Consider the following 18,174-nt stretch of genomic DNA (forward strand, 5'->3'; position numbering starts at 1 on the left):
ACGTCCGCCATGATGCAACGCGGCTCAGAGTGGTTCAGGTTGCGGTTCCGGTTGCCGCGTTGGTGTGACCGTCGGTTTCGGCAGTTTGGCGGTCCGCCCGTATCCATAGACCACCGAGGTCATCGCCAGAATGAGAAGTGACCCGGCCATCACCGGATTTCTTGCCATCTCCATCGGCAGATAGCGGTACGACAACAAGAGCGCGGCAAAGACCGTGGCGCCGTAGATGACCAGTTGGATTCCTGGCCGGTCCCAGCCACGGTCGAGCGAGCGCAGCGCTGCCTCGATGGTGAGCGCGAACACCACGCCGGCGACGAGATCCACGCCGTAGTGGTAGCCGAATCCCAGCGTCGCAGCGAGCGTGGCAATCAGCCAGAACGTGCCCGCGAACCGCAGAATCCGTGGGGCCGCGCGGGAATGGATGAAGATCGCGACGGCCCACGCTGTGTGCAGGCTCGGCATGCAGTTGCGAGGGGTGATCGCGTCGTACGGCATCGGGTGCGGAGTGTTGATCGGCGGCAGTGTGTCCGGCCACAGGTTGGCCGTCGCCCAGTGCACGCCGCCGGTGCCGGAGGCGCCGGGGCCGTAGGCGAAGACCGGTCCGACCACCGGGAAGATCATGTAGATGCCCGGCCCGAGCAGGCCGATCACCAGGAAGGTGCGCACCAGATGCCGGCTCGGGAAGCGGCGCTCGACCGCCACGTTACGCAGTTGGTAGAGCGCGACGACAACCGCAGCCACCGCGAGCTGACCGTAGACCAAGTGGAGAAGGTGGGTGCTGAACGGGGCGGTGGCGTTGACAATCCGGCCGACCAGCCATGACGGATTGCCCAGCGCATGATCGGCGGTTGCCACGTACTGATCCAGGACCACCGGGCGGGTCTTCGACGTGATGAGCAGCCAGGTGTCGCCGGTCTTGCGGCCGGCCACCAGCAGCAGGCCCAGCCCGACGCCCTTCAGCAGCAGGACGCGTTCTGGGCCGGTGCGGCGCGTGACAGCGATGACCGCACAGCCCAACATCACCCACAACGCACCGGTGCCGAAGGAATGGCCGTCGCTCATCCTGGCGTCGACTGCCCACCGCGCCAGCAGGAAGACGAGGTCGATACCGATCGCGGCACCAGCCGCGATGAACCGCTGCCGCCAAGGGAGCACCACCATCATCAACGCCATACCGCCGTACAGCGGTCCCGGTTTCGGGGCAAGGACCAGGGCCTCCACCTGGTTGGTGATCGGCCCCGGCCGACCGTAGCCGCGTGCAGCGATCTCCAGCGTGACGAGGAATCCAAGAGCCACCACACCCGCCGCGACCCACAGTTTCGCGCGCCAATGACTCCACGCGACCAACGAAGTTATGCCGCTTATGCGAGAAAGCACCCGCGATGCTCTAGATATCAATCGCCTACACCGTTTTATTCAAGAGATTGGGTAGATGAAATGCGATAGAGGAAGCCATCGCGAGTTCGAACATATTAGCGGAGCGGTGTCGGAAGGCCCCGAAGCAGGCCATTGGTGGCCGCCACGGCCGAGCGGCAGGGGCTGACGCTTCTTCACCGCCACAGAGGTTCGGGCCGGCTGGCCCCGGCCAGGGCGTTGGCGGGATGATGGCCGGCATGCGCATCCGCATCGACGCCGTCGATTTGCCCGGTCTCATCTGTCCGGCTCCTGTCGACGGCGAAGTTCCTGAATACCGCAACGTCCATGTCGCCGTACAACGCCGCGACCGTCCGGCCGAACTCCTCGCACCGCAGCCCGGTGACGCGCGGTCCGCGACCTGGACCCTGGAGTGCACCACGAGCGTCTCGCCGTCCGGCATCGAGGTCAAAGGCCCCTACGTGCAGGACCGTCTGGGCCATCGGTTCATCTACCTGTCGTGGGGCACGGTCGACGATTCGGGCACCTTCACGATGTTCCGCCGCGCCAAACTCATGCTCGACGCCATCCCCGCTGATGTACTCACCGCCGCACGCGACGGACTGCTGGTGGGGCGCCTCGGCCTGACCGACGCACAGGGCGGGCCTCTTTGCACGCGAGTCCGGCCCCCACACATCACCTGGACCGCCGAACGCGCCGGCTAGGGGGAGTCGCACACCGTACCGGCCGAAGTCAGCTCCGACAGGACGCGCGACAGTCGCCGCCCGCGTGAGGGGGCGTTCGACGCCGTTCCCGACGCGCTCGCGCCGGCCGCCGTCCGAACCAGTCGGAGAGGGCCGCGCCGCCCTGCAGTCCGAAGCTCAGGAACATCAGATGGGGTGCGGTCGCGGACAGCAGGATGTCGGCGGCCTCACTGGGCATGCCGGCCAGGTCGGCCACCGCGGGCACCAGGCCACCCACGTACAGCACGAGCGCGGAGACCCCCTGCACTCGGATCCGCGCCGGGGACCAGCGTGTGCGCGCCCTCTTCGGTGCCCAACCGCGGAGCATGGCTATGCCGAGGGGCAGCAGCACCGCCGTGAACAGGCCGATCCAGCACCACAGGAAAACCACCACGTCCCGCCCCTTTCCCCGCTTCCCTGACGCGAAGTCTGCCCACGCGCACGGGCCGCCGTCAGTGCCGGACTCCGGAAGTCTCCGGGCGGCCTGACTGCCGAGTGAACGTCGTGCAAGGCACCGGCTTCGCCCACCCCGGTCACGACCCCCTGAAGGGCTCTTCGGCCGGGACGCCGCCCGGGAGTCAGATGTCCGGGAGGCGGTGAGTGGGAGCAGCATCGCAGGTGATCGACGCTCACTGCACGACCGGGCAGTTCCCCCAGATCTCGGAGAGGGCTTCGGGAATCTGCGCGATATCGCCGCAGCCCCGTGGACCACGGGGGAAGCCATCGCTGGTGAGGTATGTCCAGGCGCCTTGGGAGGTGCCGCGGAAGTACTTGGTGGCGCCGCCCTCGTCCTGCATGCTCACGAGTTCCTCGTGCGTGGCACCGGGCGTGGGCTCGAATCGGGTGGCGGCATAGCGGACGCCGCCGCACTGGCCGTAGAAGAACTGCTGCGGCACCGGCTGAATATGGAGGAAACGGGGAAAGGCGCGCCGGTATGCCTCCGTCACGGCAGCCTTCACTTCGTTGCCGGCGGTCAGGTTGCGGCAGTCGAAGTGGCTAGCGGACGTGGGGAGGGCCCCCTCGGGAGTGAGGGAGGCGGACCTGGTCGGGGCGGCGGCGGTGCGTGACGGTGTGGGTGTGGTGGTGGCAGGACTCGTCGGCGTCGTGGTGGCAGGACCGCTCGAAGAGGTGCCGGTCGGCGCAGAGGCATGCGCGGAAGGCTCGGACGAGGAGCGGGCGGGTGTGCCCGAGCCGACGTGGGGAGCCGACGAATCATGGCACCCCGCCAACAGCAGGATCCCGCCCACCGCTGCCATCACCGACGAACCTCTGAGACCGGGCATCGCGCATCCTCTCTTCGCCTCATGAAGCCACGGCGTCCTGCGCGACCGCCCTGACCGGGGGTGCGGCGCCGTGCGGCCGGGCGCCGACGCGTTCCTAGACCCGCAAGGGCGCTGCGAGGTTGCGGGGAGAGAGCCAGGGGAGGGTCTCGATTCCGCATACGTGTGCGTTCCGCTCCCCCACGCGCTTCACCACGCCGGGGTGAGCCTCGCCGGGGCGCGTCCGACCGTGGTGCGCATGGCACGGGGGCGGGCTCACGGAAGGGCCATCGTCCAGGTGAACGCCGAGCGTACGGCGTGCACTCTCGGACGCGACCGCGCCGCCGCAGCGTCGAGGTGGTGCCGCGCAGCGGACGCACCCGACGCCCGCCCCTGCGATCAGTGAGCTTCTTCAGCGTTGCCACTCCAGGGTGAGGATGGCTTTGGCGATTGACGTCATGCGGTTCGGACTGCATCGGGATCTGCGGAAGATGCGCCAGGCTTTGAGGCGTGCGACGCCGCGTTCGACCGGTGCTCGTGCTGCGGCCAGGGCCCGGTTGATGGTCTTCTCGGTGAGAGTGAGTTCCCGCAGTGGCCTGCGCTTGATGCCCGTGGTCACCCAGGGGCCGCCGCCCTGGTAGGCGAGGTCGGCGAGGACAGGGACGCCTTGGCGCTCGCAGATGCGGATGATGCGGTGGGTGCGGGCAGCGGTCAGGTCGTGGGCTCGGCCGGGCAGTGCGGGTGAGAGCCATAGCAGCCGACCGCCCGGATCGGTGACCACCTGCACGTTCACTCCGTGCCGGCGGTGCTTGTGGGAGTAGTCAGCTCGTCCGTCGCCGACGCGGTCGCACTCGGCGAGCGTGCCGTCCAGCAGGACGAAGTCCGCATCGGTCTCGCGCAGGACTTTCAGCAGACCCGGTGCGCGTTCGGCGAGCAGGTGGATGACCGAGCTGGTGTAGGCGTGGGCGGTGGACTCGCTGATCCCGAACCCGGCAGCGATCTTCGCCAGGGTGGTGTGTTCGCGCAGGTACACCAGTGCCACCATCGCGCGCTGGGACGGACGGAGCTTGCATCGCCGGTCGCCCTCACGGGTGACGACGAGCATGGTCACCCACTCCACGAGTGCATGGGGCAGGTCGAGTGCGGCAGGATAGATGACCAACGAGGCCCCCGAGCAGCGTGGTTGAGACGTCAGACATCTCGATCAACAGCTCGGGGGCCTCGCTCGTTGCGCTTCGTCGGCGGTCGCCTGATCGGAGGCCAACTCGAAGAAGCTCAGTAAACCGGGGTGTTCGCGCCACGAACCCGTCACGCAGAGATACATGTCCGATGAACGGACTTCCCTCGCCGGATAACGGTCTGATTTCGCCACCTGGCGCTTTTGGGACGACAGGACGAATACGTGACCTGCATCACTAAAGATTCGGCAAAGGCCATGGTAGAACGTCGCAACTCCGCAGGCGGCATGACCCCTCGCTGCTGCGCGGAGCGTCGGCGTGCGTGCCGGCGACAGACCAGGGGCCGTGACGTTCCGAGTCCGCGGACGCGTCATCCCAGGTCGCCGATCGGACAACGGCGTTCGCTCAAAGACCGCACTTCCTCCGGCGCAGGCTTCTGCGCCGGTCCCCGCGCCACCGAGGTAGCCATAGTGTCACTCGACTCCGTCACCACGTCCGTCGACGAAGCAGTCAGCGGATTCTTCGAGCCCATAGCCACATGGCTCGAGGAAGTCGTCTTCTACACGGTCCCCGTAGGAGGGACCGACCTTCCCTTGATCGTCGCCTGGCTCGTGGTCGCGGGTCTCGTCTTCACCGGCTGGTTCGGCCTCGTCCAGTTCCGCAAGTTCAGACTCGCCGTCGACGTCGTGCGCGGGAAGTACGACGAGAAGGGGTCGACCGGCGAGGTCAACCACTTCCAGGCCCTGACCGCGGCCGTCTCCGGCACCGTCGGCCTCGGCAACATCGCCGGTGTGGCCGTCGCCGTGTCCATCGGCGGCGCCGGCGCCACGTTCTGGATGATCCTGTGCGGCCTGCTCGGCATGGCCACCAAGTTCGTCGAGGTCACCCTCGGTGTGAAGTACCGCGAGGTGCACGCCGACGGCACCGTCTCCGGCGGCCCGATGCACTACCTGCCGAAGGGCCTCAAGGAGCGCTTCGGCAGCGGCGGCGCCAAGTTCGGCAAGGTGCTCGCCGTCCTCGCCTCGATCATGATCCTCTTCTTCGGTCTGTTCGGCGGCAACCTGTTCCAGACCAACCAGAGCTACGCGCAGATCTCCTCGACCTTCGGCGGCGAGGACGGCTTCCTGGCCTCCTCCGCCGGTGCCGTCCTCTTCGGCCTGGTCGTCTCCGCGCTGGTCGGCCTCGTGCTGCTCGGCGGCATCCGCTCCATCGCCTCGGTCACCAGCCGGCTGGTGCCGGCGATGGCCGGCATCTACATCGTGGCCTGCCTGGTCGTCATCCTGGTCAACGTCACCCACGTCCCGGACGCCTTCCAGACCATCCTGAAGGGCGCCTTCGAGGCCGATGGCGTCACGGGCGGTGTGATCGGTGCCCTGATCGTCGGTTTCCAGCGGGCCGCCTTCTCCAACGAGGCCGGTCTCGGCTCCGCGCCGATCGCCCACTCCGCGGTCAAGACCAACCACCCCGCGAGCGAGGGTCTGGTCGCCCTGCTGGAGCCGTTCATCGACACGGTCGTCATCTGCACCATGACCGCGCTGACCATCGTCATCGCCAACCCGGCCAGCTGGGGCGAGGCCCGCGCCGGCGAGAGCATCGGCGGCGTCACCATCACCTCCGACGCCTTCGAGACCGTACTGCCCTGGTTCCCGGCCGTGCTCACGATCGCGGTGCTGCTGTTCGCCTTCTCCACGATCCTGACCTGGGGCTACTACGGCCTCAAGGCCTGGTCGTACCTGTTCGGCAAGAGCAGGACCAGCGAGACCGTCTTCAAGGCCGTCTGGAGCCTGTTCGTGGTCGTGGGCGCCCTGATGTCCCTCGACTCGCTGATCAGCCTCGCCGACTCCGCGCTCTTCCTGCTGTCGGTCTTCAACATCATCGGCCTGTACCTCCTCGCGCCGGTCGTCAAGCGCGAGCTCAACTCCTTCCTGGAGTTCGTCCGTGCCCGCAAGGCCGGCGAGATCGACGACGGCGACGATGACCAGGAGTCGGTGAAGACCACCGTCTGACCGCCCCCGCGGCCCGGCTCCTGAGAGGGCCCGTGCTCACCTCGCGCCTTGGTGAACACGGGCCCTCTCGTCATGCCTTCACTGCGTTTCCGCAGGTGAAACAGCACCTAGCGGAACGGAATGACGCCGGTTAGGGTGTAAAGAACGCGTCAATACACAGCCCGCATGGGCTTGTGACCGGCGCGCGGTGTGCCGGGAAGTCTGGTCGGCGTCAGGGGCTCGTATGCCCGCACGACGATCCCCGGAGGACTCCTTCATGGCTGCCGCGCCACGCGCACGCTCCCCCTTTCTCGGCCTCCTGCCGCTGCCCGAGCGCACGGCTGTCGCACAGGCCCTGCGGACGGAGACCGTCGGCGGGCTGGTCCTGCTGGGGGCGGCCTTGGTGGCGCTGGTGTGGGCGAACACGCCCTTTGCCGACAGCTACGAGCGCATACGCGACTTCCACTTCGGGATACCGGCGCTCGGCCTGGACCTCTCCGTCGGGCACTGGACCGCCGACGGCCTGCTCACCCTCTTCTTCCTCGTCGCCGGCATCGAGCTCAAGCGCGAACTCGTGGTCGGTGAGCTCCGCACCCCCGCCACCGCCGCCCTGCCCGTCATCGCCGCCCTCTCCGGCATGATCGTGCCCGCCGCCTTCTACGCGATCACCGCGTCCGCGGGAGGCGGCAGCCTGGACGGCTGGGCCGTGCCCATGGCCACCGACATCGCCTTCGCACTGGCCGTCCTCGCCGTACTCAGCACCCACCTGCCCGCCGCCCTCCGCGCCTTCCTCCTCACCCTCGCCGTCGTCGACGACCTCGGCGGCATCCTCGTCATCGCCGTCTTCTTCACCAGCGACCTGAACGTCCCGGCTCTCGGCGGAGCGTTCGCGGGCCTGGTCGTCTTCTACCTGCTGCAGCGCTTCCGCGTCCGCGGATGGTGGTGGTACGGCCCGCTCGGCCTCACGATCTGGGCGCTGATGTACAACGGCGGCGTCCACGCCACCGTCGCAGGCGTGGCCATGGGCCTCATCCTGCGCACCACCCGCGACAAGGACGAGGACCGCTCCCCCGGCGAACGCACCTCCCACCTCCTCCACCCCCTCTCCGCGGGAATCGCGGTCCCCCTCTTCGCACTCTTCGCCGCCGGCGTCAGCATCTCCGCCGCGTCACTGAGCGACGTGTTCACCAGGCCCGAACCGCTCGGCGTGGTGCTCGGACTCGTCCTCGGCAAGACGGTCGGGATCTTCGCCGGAACGTACCTGGCCGCCCGCTTCACCCGCGCCCGCCTCAACCCCGAACTCGCCTGGGCCGACGTCTTCGCCCTCGCGGCACTCGCCGGGATCGGCTTCACCGTCGCCCTGCTGATCGGCGAACTCGCCTTCCCCGACCCGGCGGCCGCCGGCCCCGTCAAGGCCGCGGTCCTCGTCGCCTCCCTGACCGCGGCCGCGCTCGCGGCCATGCTGATCAGACGCCGCAACGGCGTCTACCGGCGCCTGTACGAAGAGGAGAACCGCGACGACGACCACGACGGCATCCCCGACATCTACCAGCTCGACGCCACCACCGAACGCTGACGCGGAGGGAGGCAAGGGGTGGAACCTTCACTGGCCACAGCGCTGGCCCTCACCGCGGTCCTGGTCGTCAAGACCGCGGTGACGGAGCTGCGCGACCCCGGGAGCGCACGACGGGAGTGGGCCTTCGTCACGGACCGGGTCGCCCTGACCGGCGGTGCCCTGACAGCCGTTGTCGTAGGCGCCCTGGGCTGGACGTACGGAGAGTACGGGGCGGTGGCGTGGGCCCTGCTCGTCGGGCTCCTGGTCGCCCAGGTCATGGGCCGGCGCGCGGAACGCTGACACCCGCGGGCCGCCCTCGATTGCCGGAACCCGGCAAGAACCCACCTCCCCGAGTGCACGTCAAGGACCTGTCAGGAACGCGTAAAGCGCGTGTAAGCTCCCCACTGGTGTGCCGGGAAGTCTGGTCGGCGGTGTGGACAGAGGTCTCTTCGTCGATCGGGGTTCGTGGTCATGGTGCTCGTCGTGGTGTTCGGGGTGGCGCTGCTCATCGCGGTGCTGCTGTCAGGGCTCGCGGCCCGGACCGTGCTGTCGACGTCCTTCCTCTTCCTCGTCGGCGGCGCGCTGGTCAGCGACGGCTTTCTGGGTCTGATCCACATCACCCCGGACAGCGAGATCGTGTCCGTGACGGCGGATCTGGCGCTGTTCGCGGTGCTGTTCACCGACGGCATGCACGTCTCCCTCCCCAAGCTGCGGGAGAACTGGCGCAACCCGGCGCGTGCCCTCGGGCTCGGCATGCCGCTCGCCTTCGTCGGCATGGCTCTGCTCACGCACTTCGTGGTGGGGCTGGACTGGACGACGTCCTTCCTCGTCGGCGCCGTACTGGCACCGACCGACCCCGTGTTCGCCTCCGCGATCGTCGGCCGCAAGGAAGTACCGTCGAAGCTGCGGCAGTTGCTGAACGTGGAGAGCGGCATCAACGACGGGCTCGCCCTGCCGGTCGTCCTCATCATGATCGCGGCGGCCGGGCCGACGTCCGGGCACGCCGAGGCCGGCTTCGGGAAGATCGCCCTGGAGCTGGTCCTCGGGCTGGTCTTCGGTGTCGTCCTGCCGTTCCTCGTGAACGAGCTCGTGCGATTCCGGCTGCTGGGCGCCGAGCCCAAGTTGCAGCCGCTGCTGCCTCTCGCCATCGGCGTGACCCTGTACGCCCTGTGCCACCTCACGCACGCGAACCCCTACCTCGCCGCGTTCTCCGCCGGCGCCGTGCTCACCGCCCGCTCGCCGGAGGCGAAGGAGGCGTTCGAGCCACTGGGGGAGGCGCTGGCGGAGCTGGCCAAGTTCGCGGCCCTGCTGGTGTTCGGCGCGCTGCTGACGCCGCAGTTGTTCGGCGACCTGTCCTTCGGCGGCTACGTCGCGGTGGTCCTCGCCATCGTGCTGATCCGCCCGGCCTCGCTGCTGCTGTCGCTGCTCGGCACGCGGTTCACCCGCCGGGAGAAGCTGGTGGCGGCCTGGTTCGGACCGAAGGGCTTCGCCTCGGTGGTGTACGGGCTGCTGGTGCTCCAGGCGGGGATCCCGCAAGGTGAAGAGGCATTCACGCTCATCGCCGTGTGCATCGCCTTCTCGATCGTCGCGCACAGCTCGACCGACGTGCCGATCGCCCGGCTCTTCAACGTCGAGGACATCGCCGGGGTGCCCGACGGTGACGCGGCACCAGCGTCGCGGGCGGCGGGGCAGTCGCAGGAGGTGGGTGCCTGACCCGGTCTCGCACGCACCGGCAACCCCGCTCCCGCGCTCCCGTGCTCCCGCTCCTCGTGCGCTCGGGCCGCTACCGCGTGCGCGAGCACGGCAGCTGGACCGACAGGATCTCCCACTCCGACCTCGCGGTCGCCGTGGTCGACGAGAGCGAGCGCCCCGCACACCACCGGATCCATCTCGCGGTCGCCCACCAGCGAGCCGGCACCGGCGTACGCGCCAGGGAAAGGAGCACGATCGCGGCTCAGGGAGAGTCCGACAGCAACTTCCGCTCCCGCCTGTCCGACTTCCTTTGGGATCACTGAGCCCGAATGGAGCCCGAACGGAGCTCGAACAGAGCTCGAAATTGATGGGCGGAGACCGTACAGCAGTGCCCCGATCGAGCTGTTCCGGCGGCACGGCAGGCGGTTTGACGGAGTGTTCGGAGACTGTCCCGGTTCCGCGGCGGCGCCACGGCTCGCTCCAACCGCCGCTGTCACACACCTTGTTGGGCGCCACACGCGTACATAGCATGTCCCGGCACGAGGAGGTTTGAATCGTTTCAAGCACGGTTTCGTTGTCCGCGGCGACACAGCGAGCGAGGAACGCATGGGCCAGTCCTGGAACCGAAGACTCTTCCTGAAAGGCACGACGGCGGGCGCGGGTGCCGGGTTCACCGCGTTGTCGGCCGCCCCCGCGACGGCCGCCGGCCCGGCCGTGCCGGAGGGGGAGGGCGACCGTGCCGGAGCTCTCCGCGTCGAGCGCACCACCGTCGAGTACGCCGAGCGGCTCCTCGGCACCGACGTCGAACGCCCCCGCCTCGGCTGGGAGTTGTCCGCGCCGGGGCGCGGCGCCCGGCAGAGCGCGTACCGGATCCAGGTGGCCCTCGACCACGGGGAGCCGGCGAAAGGCGCCTGGGCCGGGGCCGGCCTGGTCTGGGACTCGGGGAAGGTGGCGTCCGACCGCAGCGTGGGCGTCCCCTACGAGGGGCCCGGGCTGCGCCCCCGCACCCGCTACCACTGGCGGGTACGGGTCTGGGACGGTGCCGGGCGGGCCTCGCGCTGGAGCGAGGCCGGCTGGTGGGAGACAACGTTGTCGGAGGGTGACTGGCAGGCCGCGGGTGCCCGCTGGATCGGCGCGGATCCGCCGCCGCAGCCGCCCACCCTCTCCGGTGCCTCATGGATCTGGTCGCGGGGCGCCACGTCCTCCGACGCCCCCGTGGGGCCGTGCTGGTTCCGGGCGGGGCTGCGACTGCCGGAGGGCACGGCGGTGCGGCGGGCCACCGTGGTCGCCACCGCCGACGACGACTTCGCTCTCCATCTCGACGGCCGGCAGGTGCTGCACGCACCGGAGCGGCAGGACGGCTGGCGCACCGGCCGTGCGGCCGACGTCACCGAGGAGGTCCGAGCCGCCGGTGGCCTCCTGGTGCTCGCCGCCCGTGCCACCAACCGCCCCGGCGCGTCCGTCAATCCCGCAGGCCTGCTGGTCCGGCTGATCGTGGAGACGGAGGACGGCGGCCCGGACACCAGCCCGGAAGAGGGCACGTACGAACTGGTCACCGGCCCAGGCTGGCGCGTTTCGGCGACCGAGCCGCAAGAGGGCTGGCAGCGCCCGGAGTTCGACGACGCGGCCTGGACCGAGGCCGCCGTGCTCGCCCCGTACGGGCAGGGGCCCTGGGGCAGCGGAGTGACCGTCGCCGTGCCGGAGCAGCCCGCGCCGCTGCTGCGCCGCGCCTTCACCGTGCGGCGGCGGATCTCCCGGGCCCGCCTCTACATCAGCGGACTCGCCTACTACGAGGCCGAGATCAACGGCCGCAGGGTCGGCCGGCAGGTCCTCGACCCCGGCTTCACGGACTACGACGAGACCGTGCTGTACGCCGTCCACGACGTCACCGAGTCGCTCAGGCGCGGCAAGAACGTCATCGGCGTCACCCTCGGCCGCGGCTTCTTCGGCATGACCACCGCCAACGTCTGGAACTGGCACCGTCCGCCGTGGCACGGCGAGCCCCGGCTGCTGGCCCAGCTGGAGATCGACCATCCCGACGGCTCCCGCACCACCGTCGCCTCGGACGGCGAGTGGCGGATCACCGAGGGGCCGACCCTGTCCAACTCCCTCTACGCGGGTGAGACATACGACGCCCGCCGGGCCCCGCGCGGATGGAGCCGGCCCGGCTTCGACGACAGCGGCTGGCGGACGGCGGGGGTGCAGGAGGCCCCGAGGGGCACGCTCCGGGCGCAGCCGCACGATCCGATCGAGATCGCCGAGACGGTACGGCCGAGGGAGATCTCCGAGCTCCGCCCCGGGGTGTACGTGGTGGACATGGGCCGCACCATGGCGGGTTGGACCCGCCTCACCGTCCGCGGCGCCGAGGCGGGCACCGTGGTCCGCCTGGTCCACGGCGAGAAGCTGAAGGCCGACGGAAGTGTGCAGGCCGAGACCGGCCATGTCCCGGGCCGTTTCCAGACAGACGAGTATGTCTGCGCGGGCGGCGGGGACGGGGATGAGGTCTGGGAGCCGAAGTTCTCCTACAAGGGCTTCCGTTACGTGGAGGTCCACGGCCTGCCCGGGCGTCCGTCCCCGGAGCAGGTCCTGGGACGGGTGGTGCACACCCGTGTCGAGGAGGTCAGCTCCTTCGCCTGCTCGGAGCCGTTCTACGAGTGGCTGGACGGTGCCATGCGCCGCACGGTCCTCAACAACCTGCACGGCATCCCGACCGACACCCCCATGTACGAGAAGAACGGCTGGACCGGCGACGCCCAGGTCGGCACGCCGGTGATGGCGTACGCCTTCGGGGTGCACCGTTTCCTGTCCAAGTGGCTGGGCGATCTGGCGGACAGTCAGAACGGCGAGGGGCAGCTGCCGGTGATCGTGCCGAGCGGCGGCTGGGGCTACCAGGAACTGGCCCCCTCCCCCGAGTGGACGACCGTTCACCCGTTCGTCGTCCGTGAGTTGTACCGGGTGTACGGGGACGAGCGCGCCGCCCGCGAGCACTGGGCGACGCTGACCCGGTATCTGGACTGGGAGCTGGCCCGGCTGCGGGACGGGCTGGCGGTCACGGCGCTCGGTGACTGGGTGGCGCCCGGCTACGAGATTCCCCCGGAGGACACCCGGCTGACCGCGACCGCCTACCTCCACCGGGCGCTGCTGAACACCGCCGAGGTGGGCGAGGTGCTGGGTGACGGCGAGGCCGTGCAGCGGTACCGGGAGGCGGCCGAGAAGTTGAAGACCGCGTTCAACGAGGCGTTCCTGAGTCCCGAGGGCCACTACCGTACGGCGAAGGACCCCGGCTACCGGCAGACTTCCAACGCGATTCCGCTGGCCTTCGGCCTGGTGCCGCCGGGCGCCCGCGCCTCCGTCCTTGACAGCCTGGTCGCGGACATCGAGGCGCGTGGCAACCATCTGAACACCGGCTGCCTCGGAACGAGCGTCCTCCTGAGGGTGCTGTGCGCCCACGGCCGCCCTGACGTGGCACACGCCGTCGCGACACAGCGGACCTATCCGAGCTGGGGGTACTGGCAGGCCAACGGCGCCGACACCATGTGGGAGATGTGGCCGCTGGACTCCCGCTCCCGCGACCACTACTTCCTGGGCACGGTCGCGCAGTGGTTGTACGAGAACGTGGCCGGGCTGCGTCCCGGGGATGCCGGCTACCGCACCTTCTCGGTGCGCCCAGACGCCCGTACGGGAGTGAACTGGGCCCGTACGTCGATCCGTACGGTGCGCGGAGAGGCCGCCGTGTCCTGGTCACGGCTGGACCGGGAGCTGCGGCTGTCGGTGCGGGTGCCGGTGGGCTCGACGGCCGAGGTGCACGTGCCGGGAGGGTCGCGCGCCCGGGTGGCCGCGCCAAAGGGCGCGGAGTTCCTGCGCGGCGAGCCCGCGTTCGTCGTCTTCCGGGTCGGGCACGGGGAGTGGACCTTCACGGGGCCGGCGTGACCGACCAGGTGAACGGGCCGCCCCGGACACCGTCCCGGGGCGGCCCAGCGGCGTCACCGCCACCACGAGCCTGACCGCGATCGAACGCACCCGGGAGTTCGCACTGCTGCGCGCCCTGGGCCTGGGCAGCGGCGCACTGCGCCGAACCATCACCCTGGAAGCCGGCCTGTACGGCGCCCTCGGCCTGGCCCTCGGCGTCCCCTAGGCCTGGCTCGTCGGTGGCGCAGAAGGACCCGCTCGCCACGGGCGGCACCCTGCCGGGATACGGCGGCGGCTCCTCCGCACCGAACCTGACGGCGGTCGCCGATCTCGCCGCCAGAAAACTGAAGTGGTACCAGCACTTCGACGTGGAGACCTCCTCCAGAGCTCTCGTCAATCCGCGGGGCGGCGTCGAGACGAACACCATGAACGTGTGCCAGGTCGAGCTGGTCGGCACCTGCGACCCGAAGACCCACACGCAGTGGAAGGCCGCCGACCAGGCGCACGTCTACTGGCCGGACGCGCCCGACCGGGCCCTTCAGGCTGTCGCCCGCTTCCTGGCCTGGATGCACGAGGAGCCCGGCGTGCCGCTGTCCGGCCCGAAGGCGTGGCCCGCGTACCCCACGTACGGGAGCGGCGGCCAGCGGCTGACGGGCGCGCAGTGGACGGACTTCAAGGGGGTGTGCGGACACATGCACGTACCCGAGAACGTCCACGGCGACCCCGGCGCGACCGACTTCGTGGCCGGAGCCTCCAACGCGTACGTCCTGCAACTCGGCAGGCAACTGGTGAAGCGCGGCTTCGGCGACCACTACAAGGTCGGCCCGAGCAGAACCTGGGGCGAGGCGGACCGGCTGAACACGCGGGACTTCCAGAAGTCACGCAGGGAACTGCGCGGCGACGCCGACGGCAGTCCCGGACCACTGACCTGGCGCCTGCTGTTTTCCTGAGCCCCCGAGCCGGGTCAGATCACGCGGAAGAGGTCGGCGGCGGCGTGGACGTCGGTGAGGTCCTCGACGGAGCGGAGGTTGTCGCACAGGGCGTCCAGGACCGAGTCGGCCGCGGCGACGCGCGGGGCGCCGACGGCCACGCCGAAGACCCGGAAGCCCAACCGGTGCTTGGCGTCGTTCCAGCCGCGCATCCATGTCTCGGTGACGCCGCAGTCGTCGTCGGTGATCATCACGATGTCGCCGCGCGCGCGGGCGGTGTCGTTGAACTCCTCCTCCAGCAGTTCGCCGGCCACTGACAGCGGTGCCTGGTAGCTGGTGCCGCCGCCGAGGAAGGTCTCCGCGAAGTCGAGGACCTGGTCGGTGCCGGCGGGCTGGCCGGCCGGGAAGCGGAAGACCTGGATCTTGTCGGCGGCGGAGAACAGGATGCCCACGAATTCACGCCCCGCATGGCGGGCCTGATCCAGCAGCGCCAGGGCGCACGCCTTGGCCCACGCCTCCCGGGTGACTCCGCCGGGTCCCGCCTCGTACATGGAGTGCGAGGTGTCCACGCACACGATGACGGCGCCCTGGCCGGTGGCCTGCTCTCCCTGTCTGTCGTAGAGCATCAGCTCCCCGGCGGCGTAGCGTGCGGCGAACACCGCTCGCAGCTCAGGCAGGCCGAGGGCCGCCAGCTCGGAGGGGATGACGCGGGAGAGGTCGTCTCCGAGCGTGACGCCGACCAGTTCCCCGGCAGCGTTCTCCACCTTGCGGGCGCGCTCACCGCGGGCCATCTGCCGGAAGCGACCGATCAGCTCGGCCCACTGTGCGAGACGGCCGCTGCGCAGCCGCTCGGCGAGCCGGGCGCGCTGCTCGAACGGCATCCGCTCCAGTTCGCCGTGCCCAACGCCCCACGCCCGCATCAGCGCGGCTTCCTCCCGCACGGTCTCGGCGGCCTTCGCCACCGCGTTCCGCGCGGCGGCGCGGATACCGGGGGCCGCCGCCACGAGGACCTGCGCGGCGTCCCGGGCGGCCTGGCGCGCAGCGGCCTCGGCGGCCTCGATCGCCTGTCGTACGGCGTCGGCGGCCGCGGGCGGCACGGCGCCGGCCCCTTCGGACCAGTCCGCCTCGTCGGCAGCCTGCTGGAGCGCCTCGCCCACGGCGGTCGCCGCGGCTTCGGCGTCCCGCCGGGCCTTCTTCGCCTGCTCGGCCCGTGCCCGGGCATCCCGGGAGTACTCCGGCATCCGGCGCAGCGCGGCGGCCTGGGCGAGCACGGCCATGGCGGCGGCGTAGGGGTCGCCGACCGTCACCCGGCGCAGCTCGGCGAACTCCGGTGACTCCACCAGCGAGGTGATGACCTGGTGGTTGACCATCCGGGAGAGGTCCATCTCCGCGCGCTCGCGCAACCGCGGGGTGACCTTGTAGGCGGCCAGGAAGGCGTCGGTCAGGAGGTCGGTGGCGTAGTCATAGCGCTGGTTCAGCTCCTCGGCCAGTTCGCGCAGTCCGGCCGACTGCTCGTAGGTGTCGCGCCATGCGATCCGGTCGGGGCGGTCCGCGGCGATGGCCGCGGTGTGCCGCTCGGGAGCGGCGCCGGACAGGCCCATCCACTTCGCGGCCCGGCTCGCCAGCTCGTCGAGCTTGCTCGGTGTCCTGTCCCTGGCCCTGTCCCTGGTCCTGTCCATGATCCTGTCCCGCCGCTGTTCAGAGCTGGGCCTGCACCATGCTCGCGTCCACGCCGAGGGCCTCGGTGAGCACGCGGGCGCGGACGGCGCGCTGGCGGCCGGTGACCCGGTCGATGGCGGCGGTGGAGCGGCCGGAGCCGGCCGCCTCCTCGCGCAGCTCCTCCAGCCGCTTCCCTGCCATGGCGAGCTTGTTGTGAGCCTTCTTGATGACCCACTCGCTCAGCGCCTCGCGGGACTGCCCGGCCATGGCGTCGAGCTGGGCCTCCAGCTCGTCGAAGGTGTCGGCCAGGTCGAGCGCCTCCTTGGCGTCCGGGTTGACCAGTTGCAGCACCTCTCGCTCGACGGTCGGGCGTTCGGCAGGCGAGTCCCACAGGACGTGGGTCAGCACCGACAGGTCGGTCTCATCGACCGCCGGGCGGCCGTCGAAGTACGCGGATGCCTGGAGTAGGCCCACCGCCTGCCGCCAGCGGCGGTCGGAGGCGACAAGTTCCTTGCGGCGCAGGGCGGCCCGCAGCGTACACACCGCATCCACGATCACGTCGGGTACGTCCACGGCCGGGACGGCTTCGGTCACGGCGTGCTGCAACGCGGCCAGCTCGATGGTGGTCCGTGTCGCTGCCGCGGGCCGGCGGACGGCGGAGCGGACCAGCGCGGCGAAGTTCGAGGGGTCTGCCAGATACCCGACCTCGATCCGCACCAGCAGGCGGTCGTAGATCGCGGCCGCGTCCTCTTCGCTGGGCAGTTCGTTGCTCGCCGTGATGGCCCCGATCAGGGGGCAGCGGATCGGCTCGCCGCCGTTCTCGGGGTGGTAGATCCGCTCGTTGAGGTAGCCCAACGTCTCGTTCAGCGCCGCCGTGGAGCACTTGAAGATCTCGTCGATGAACGCGACGTGGGCGGTCGTGGCACGGCCTTCGTAGACCTGGCGGTACTCACCCCGGGCCAGCGCGGCCACGTCGATGGGACCGAACATCCTGGTCGGCGCGGTGAACTTCGACAGGAGGATCTCCCAGTAGGCCGCCCCCTCGATTCTGCCCGTCAACTCCCGGGCCATCTCGGACTTCGCCGTTCCGGGCGGGCCGAGCACCAACGAGTGCTGTCCGGCCAGCAACGTCACCACCAGCGTCCGCACCACGTCAGCCCGCTCGTAGAAGCGGTCCGACAGCTCGCCGCTGATCGCCCGCAACCGCTTGGCCGTGCCCTGCGCGTCCTGTGCGCACACGTTCAACTCCCCACCTGCAACGCCTGTTTGGCCGACGAGACGGCCCTGCTCCCCGAACCTACGACGAACCGCAGACGCAAGTGGCCTCGAGCTCCCGCCCGGAGGCCGTCGATGCGGCCCACGCCGCCTTCATGGCCCACCAGGCCACCGCCAAGTGGTTTCTGCTTGCACCTGCAAGGTCATCCGTCGGCTTCCGCCAAGTCGTCAGCCGGGACGGCTCCCACAAGCCCGAGGGTGCCGCCGAACGGCACAAGCCGAGGCCGTGCCCTCATCCGTGGCGAGTCTGCCGTCTGGACGGGTGATCGGGGGGCGACGTTCGCCTGTTCTGTAGCAGGCCAGGGCGGCGACGGAGAGTTGGCGCGAGGTGCGGCAACGGAACTGTGCAAAGACGCGGGCCTGTTGGGACGGCCTGTTGGGGCTGTTTCCGTCGCCTGCATGACCGAGGCCGACGAGACGTACGACCCGACCCGGCACCCCGACCTGCTCGCGTGGCTCGCCGAACGCGAGGGCTCTCACGCCGCCGGTCCTCGAATGCCGGGTGGTTGCCGGTGGGGCTTGCCCTGTCACTCCACCAACCTGTGGCTCAGCTACTCACAAGACGATCACCGTGCGGTCGTGCCGCTGATCATCTCCGTGCCGGGCATGACTGGTGGCCGTCGGCCGCCGCCGCACG

At 70.1% G+C, this 18,174-nt stretch carries 15 protein-coding genes and 1 pseudogene; 10 read left to right on the forward strand and 6 right to left on the reverse strand.

Translation table 11 applies throughout. The features are described 5' to 3' along the window. Positions 1-24: 24 nt before the first annotated feature. Positions 25-1,356, reverse strand: coding sequence for a phosphatase PAP2 family protein (locus ACZ4UU_RS10945; RefSeq protein WP_468039192.1), 1,332 nt, complete (start codon positions 1,354-1,356; stop codon positions 25-27). 257 nt (positions 1,357-1,613) lie between these two features. On the opposite strand from ACZ4UU_RS10945, the gene ACZ4UU_RS10950 reads away from it, so the two are divergent. Further along, positions 1,614-2,078, forward strand: a complete 465-nt coding sequence (locus ACZ4UU_RS10950; protein ID WP_468038568.1) for a DUF5990 family protein — start codon at positions 1,614-1,616, stop codon at positions 2,076-2,078. A 28-nt stretch (positions 2,079-2,106) separates the two neighbouring features. On the opposite strand, the gene ACZ4UU_RS10955 is transcribed toward ACZ4UU_RS10950, so the two are convergent. Continuing rightward, positions 2,107-2,490: a hypothetical protein gene (locus ACZ4UU_RS10955; RefSeq protein WP_468038570.1), complete on the reverse strand. Its 384-nt coding sequence runs from the start codon at positions 2,488-2,490 to the stop codon at positions 2,107-2,109. 235 nt (positions 2,491-2,725) lie between these two features. Then, on the reverse strand, positions 2,726-3,043 hold the full coding sequence (locus tag ACZ4UU_RS10960) for a hypothetical protein (RefSeq protein WP_468038572.1): 318 nt from the start codon (positions 3,041-3,043) through the stop codon (positions 2,726-2,728). A 79-nt stretch (positions 3,044-3,122) separates the two neighbouring features. Between ACZ4UU_RS10960 and ACZ4UU_RS10965 the strand changes: the two genes are divergently transcribed. Next, the gene (locus ACZ4UU_RS10965; protein WP_468038574.1) at positions 3,123-3,404 is read left to right on the forward strand and encodes a hypothetical protein; all 282 of its coding nucleotides are present in this window, start codon (positions 3,123-3,125) and stop codon (positions 3,402-3,404) included. A gap of 363 nt (positions 3,405-3,767) precedes the next feature. Here the strand turns inward: ACZ4UU_RS10965 and ACZ4UU_RS10970 are convergent, their stop codons facing one another. Further along, positions 3,768-4,517 carry a transposase gene (locus tag ACZ4UU_RS10970; RefSeq protein WP_468038576.1) on the reverse strand — a complete coding sequence of 250 codons (750 nt, stop codon included), beginning with the start codon at positions 4,515-4,517 and terminating at the stop codon, positions 3,768-3,770. Positions 4,518-5,003: 486 nt separating this feature from the next. Between ACZ4UU_RS10970 and ACZ4UU_RS10975 the strand changes: the two genes are divergently transcribed. The 8 genes and pseudogenes from ACZ4UU_RS10975 (at position 5,004) to ACZ4UU_RS11010 (ending at position 14,624) form a co-directional block, all read left to right on the forward strand. Continuing rightward, positions 5,004-6,539, forward strand: coding sequence for an alanine/glycine:cation symporter family protein (locus tag ACZ4UU_RS10975; protein ID WP_468038578.1), 1,536 nt, complete (start codon positions 5,004-5,006; stop codon positions 6,537-6,539). A gap of 256 nt (positions 6,540-6,795) precedes the next feature. Beyond that, positions 6,796-8,094, forward strand: coding sequence for a Na+/H+ antiporter NhaA (gene nhaA, locus ACZ4UU_RS10980; protein WP_468038580.1), 1,299 nt, complete (start codon positions 6,796-6,798; stop codon positions 8,092-8,094). 18 nt (positions 8,095-8,112) lie between these two features. Next, the gene (locus ACZ4UU_RS10985) at positions 8,113-8,373 is read left to right on the forward strand and encodes a hypothetical protein (RefSeq protein ID WP_468038582.1); all 261 of its coding nucleotides are present in this window, start codon (positions 8,113-8,115) and stop codon (positions 8,371-8,373) included. Positions 8,374-8,544: 171 nt separating this feature from the next. Next, a complete protein-coding gene (locus tag ACZ4UU_RS10990; RefSeq protein WP_468038584.1) occupies positions 8,545-9,786 on the forward strand; it encodes a cation:proton antiporter in 1,242 nt (413 codons plus the stop codon). Positions 9,787-9,827: 41 nt separating this feature from the next. Continuing rightward, positions 9,828-10,088: a hypothetical protein gene (locus ACZ4UU_RS10995; protein WP_468038586.1), complete on the forward strand. Its 261-nt coding sequence runs from the start codon at positions 9,828-9,830 to the stop codon at positions 10,086-10,088. Between the two features lie 226 nt (positions 10,089-10,314). Next, positions 10,315-13,695 carry a family 78 glycoside hydrolase catalytic domain gene (locus ACZ4UU_RS11000; RefSeq protein WP_468038588.1) on the forward strand — a complete coding sequence of 1,127 codons (3,381 nt, stop codon included), beginning with the start codon at positions 10,315-10,317 and terminating at the stop codon, positions 13,693-13,695. A gap of 64 nt (positions 13,696-13,759) precedes the next feature. Continuing rightward, positions 13,760-13,900, forward strand: a pseudogene (locus tag ACZ4UU_RS11005) (FtsX-like permease family protein); the annotation flags it as partial. A 13-nt stretch (positions 13,901-13,913) separates the two neighbouring features. Next, positions 13,914-14,624 carry a peptidoglycan-binding protein gene (locus tag ACZ4UU_RS11010; RefSeq protein ID WP_468038590.1) on the forward strand — a complete coding sequence of 237 codons (711 nt, stop codon included), beginning with the start codon at positions 13,914-13,916 and terminating at the stop codon, positions 14,622-14,624. A 14-nt stretch (positions 14,625-14,638) separates the two neighbouring features. Here the strand turns inward: ACZ4UU_RS11010 and ACZ4UU_RS11015 are convergent, their stop codons facing one another. Both ACZ4UU_RS11015 and ACZ4UU_RS11020 read right to left on the reverse strand, forming a co-directional pair. Beyond that, positions 14,639-16,282 (reverse strand): VWA domain-containing protein, encoded by a 1,644-nt coding sequence (locus tag ACZ4UU_RS11015; protein WP_468038592.1) that lies wholly within the window; start codon positions 16,280-16,282, stop codon positions 14,639-14,641. A 19-nt stretch (positions 16,283-16,301) separates the two neighbouring features. Then, complete coding sequence (locus ACZ4UU_RS11020; protein ID WP_468038594.1) at positions 16,302-17,501, reverse strand: AAA family ATPase; 1,200 nt, start codon at positions 17,499-17,501, stop codon at positions 16,302-16,304. Positions 17,502-18,174: the final 673 nt, after the last annotated feature.

This window comes from Streptomyces sp. NPDC028907 (assembly GCF_055564995.1).

Bases quoted from the DNA above. Each gene is read 5' to 3' on its own strand.
- ACZ4UU_RS10990 (WP_468038584.1), top strand. From the start codon at position 8,545: ATGGTGCTCGTCGTGGTGTTCGGGGTGGCGCTGCTCATCGCGGTGCTG.
- ACZ4UU_RS11015 (WP_468038592.1), bottom strand. From the start codon at position 16,282: ATGGACAGGACCAGGGACAGGGCCAGGGACAGGACACCGAGCAAGCTC.
- nhaA (WP_468038580.1), top strand. From the start codon at position 6,796: ATGGCTGCCGCGCCACGCGCACGCTCCCCCTTTCTCGGCCTCCTGCCG.
- ACZ4UU_RS10950 (WP_468038568.1), top strand. From the start codon at position 1,614: ATGCGCATCCGCATCGACGCCGTCGATTTGCCCGGTCTCATCTGTCCG.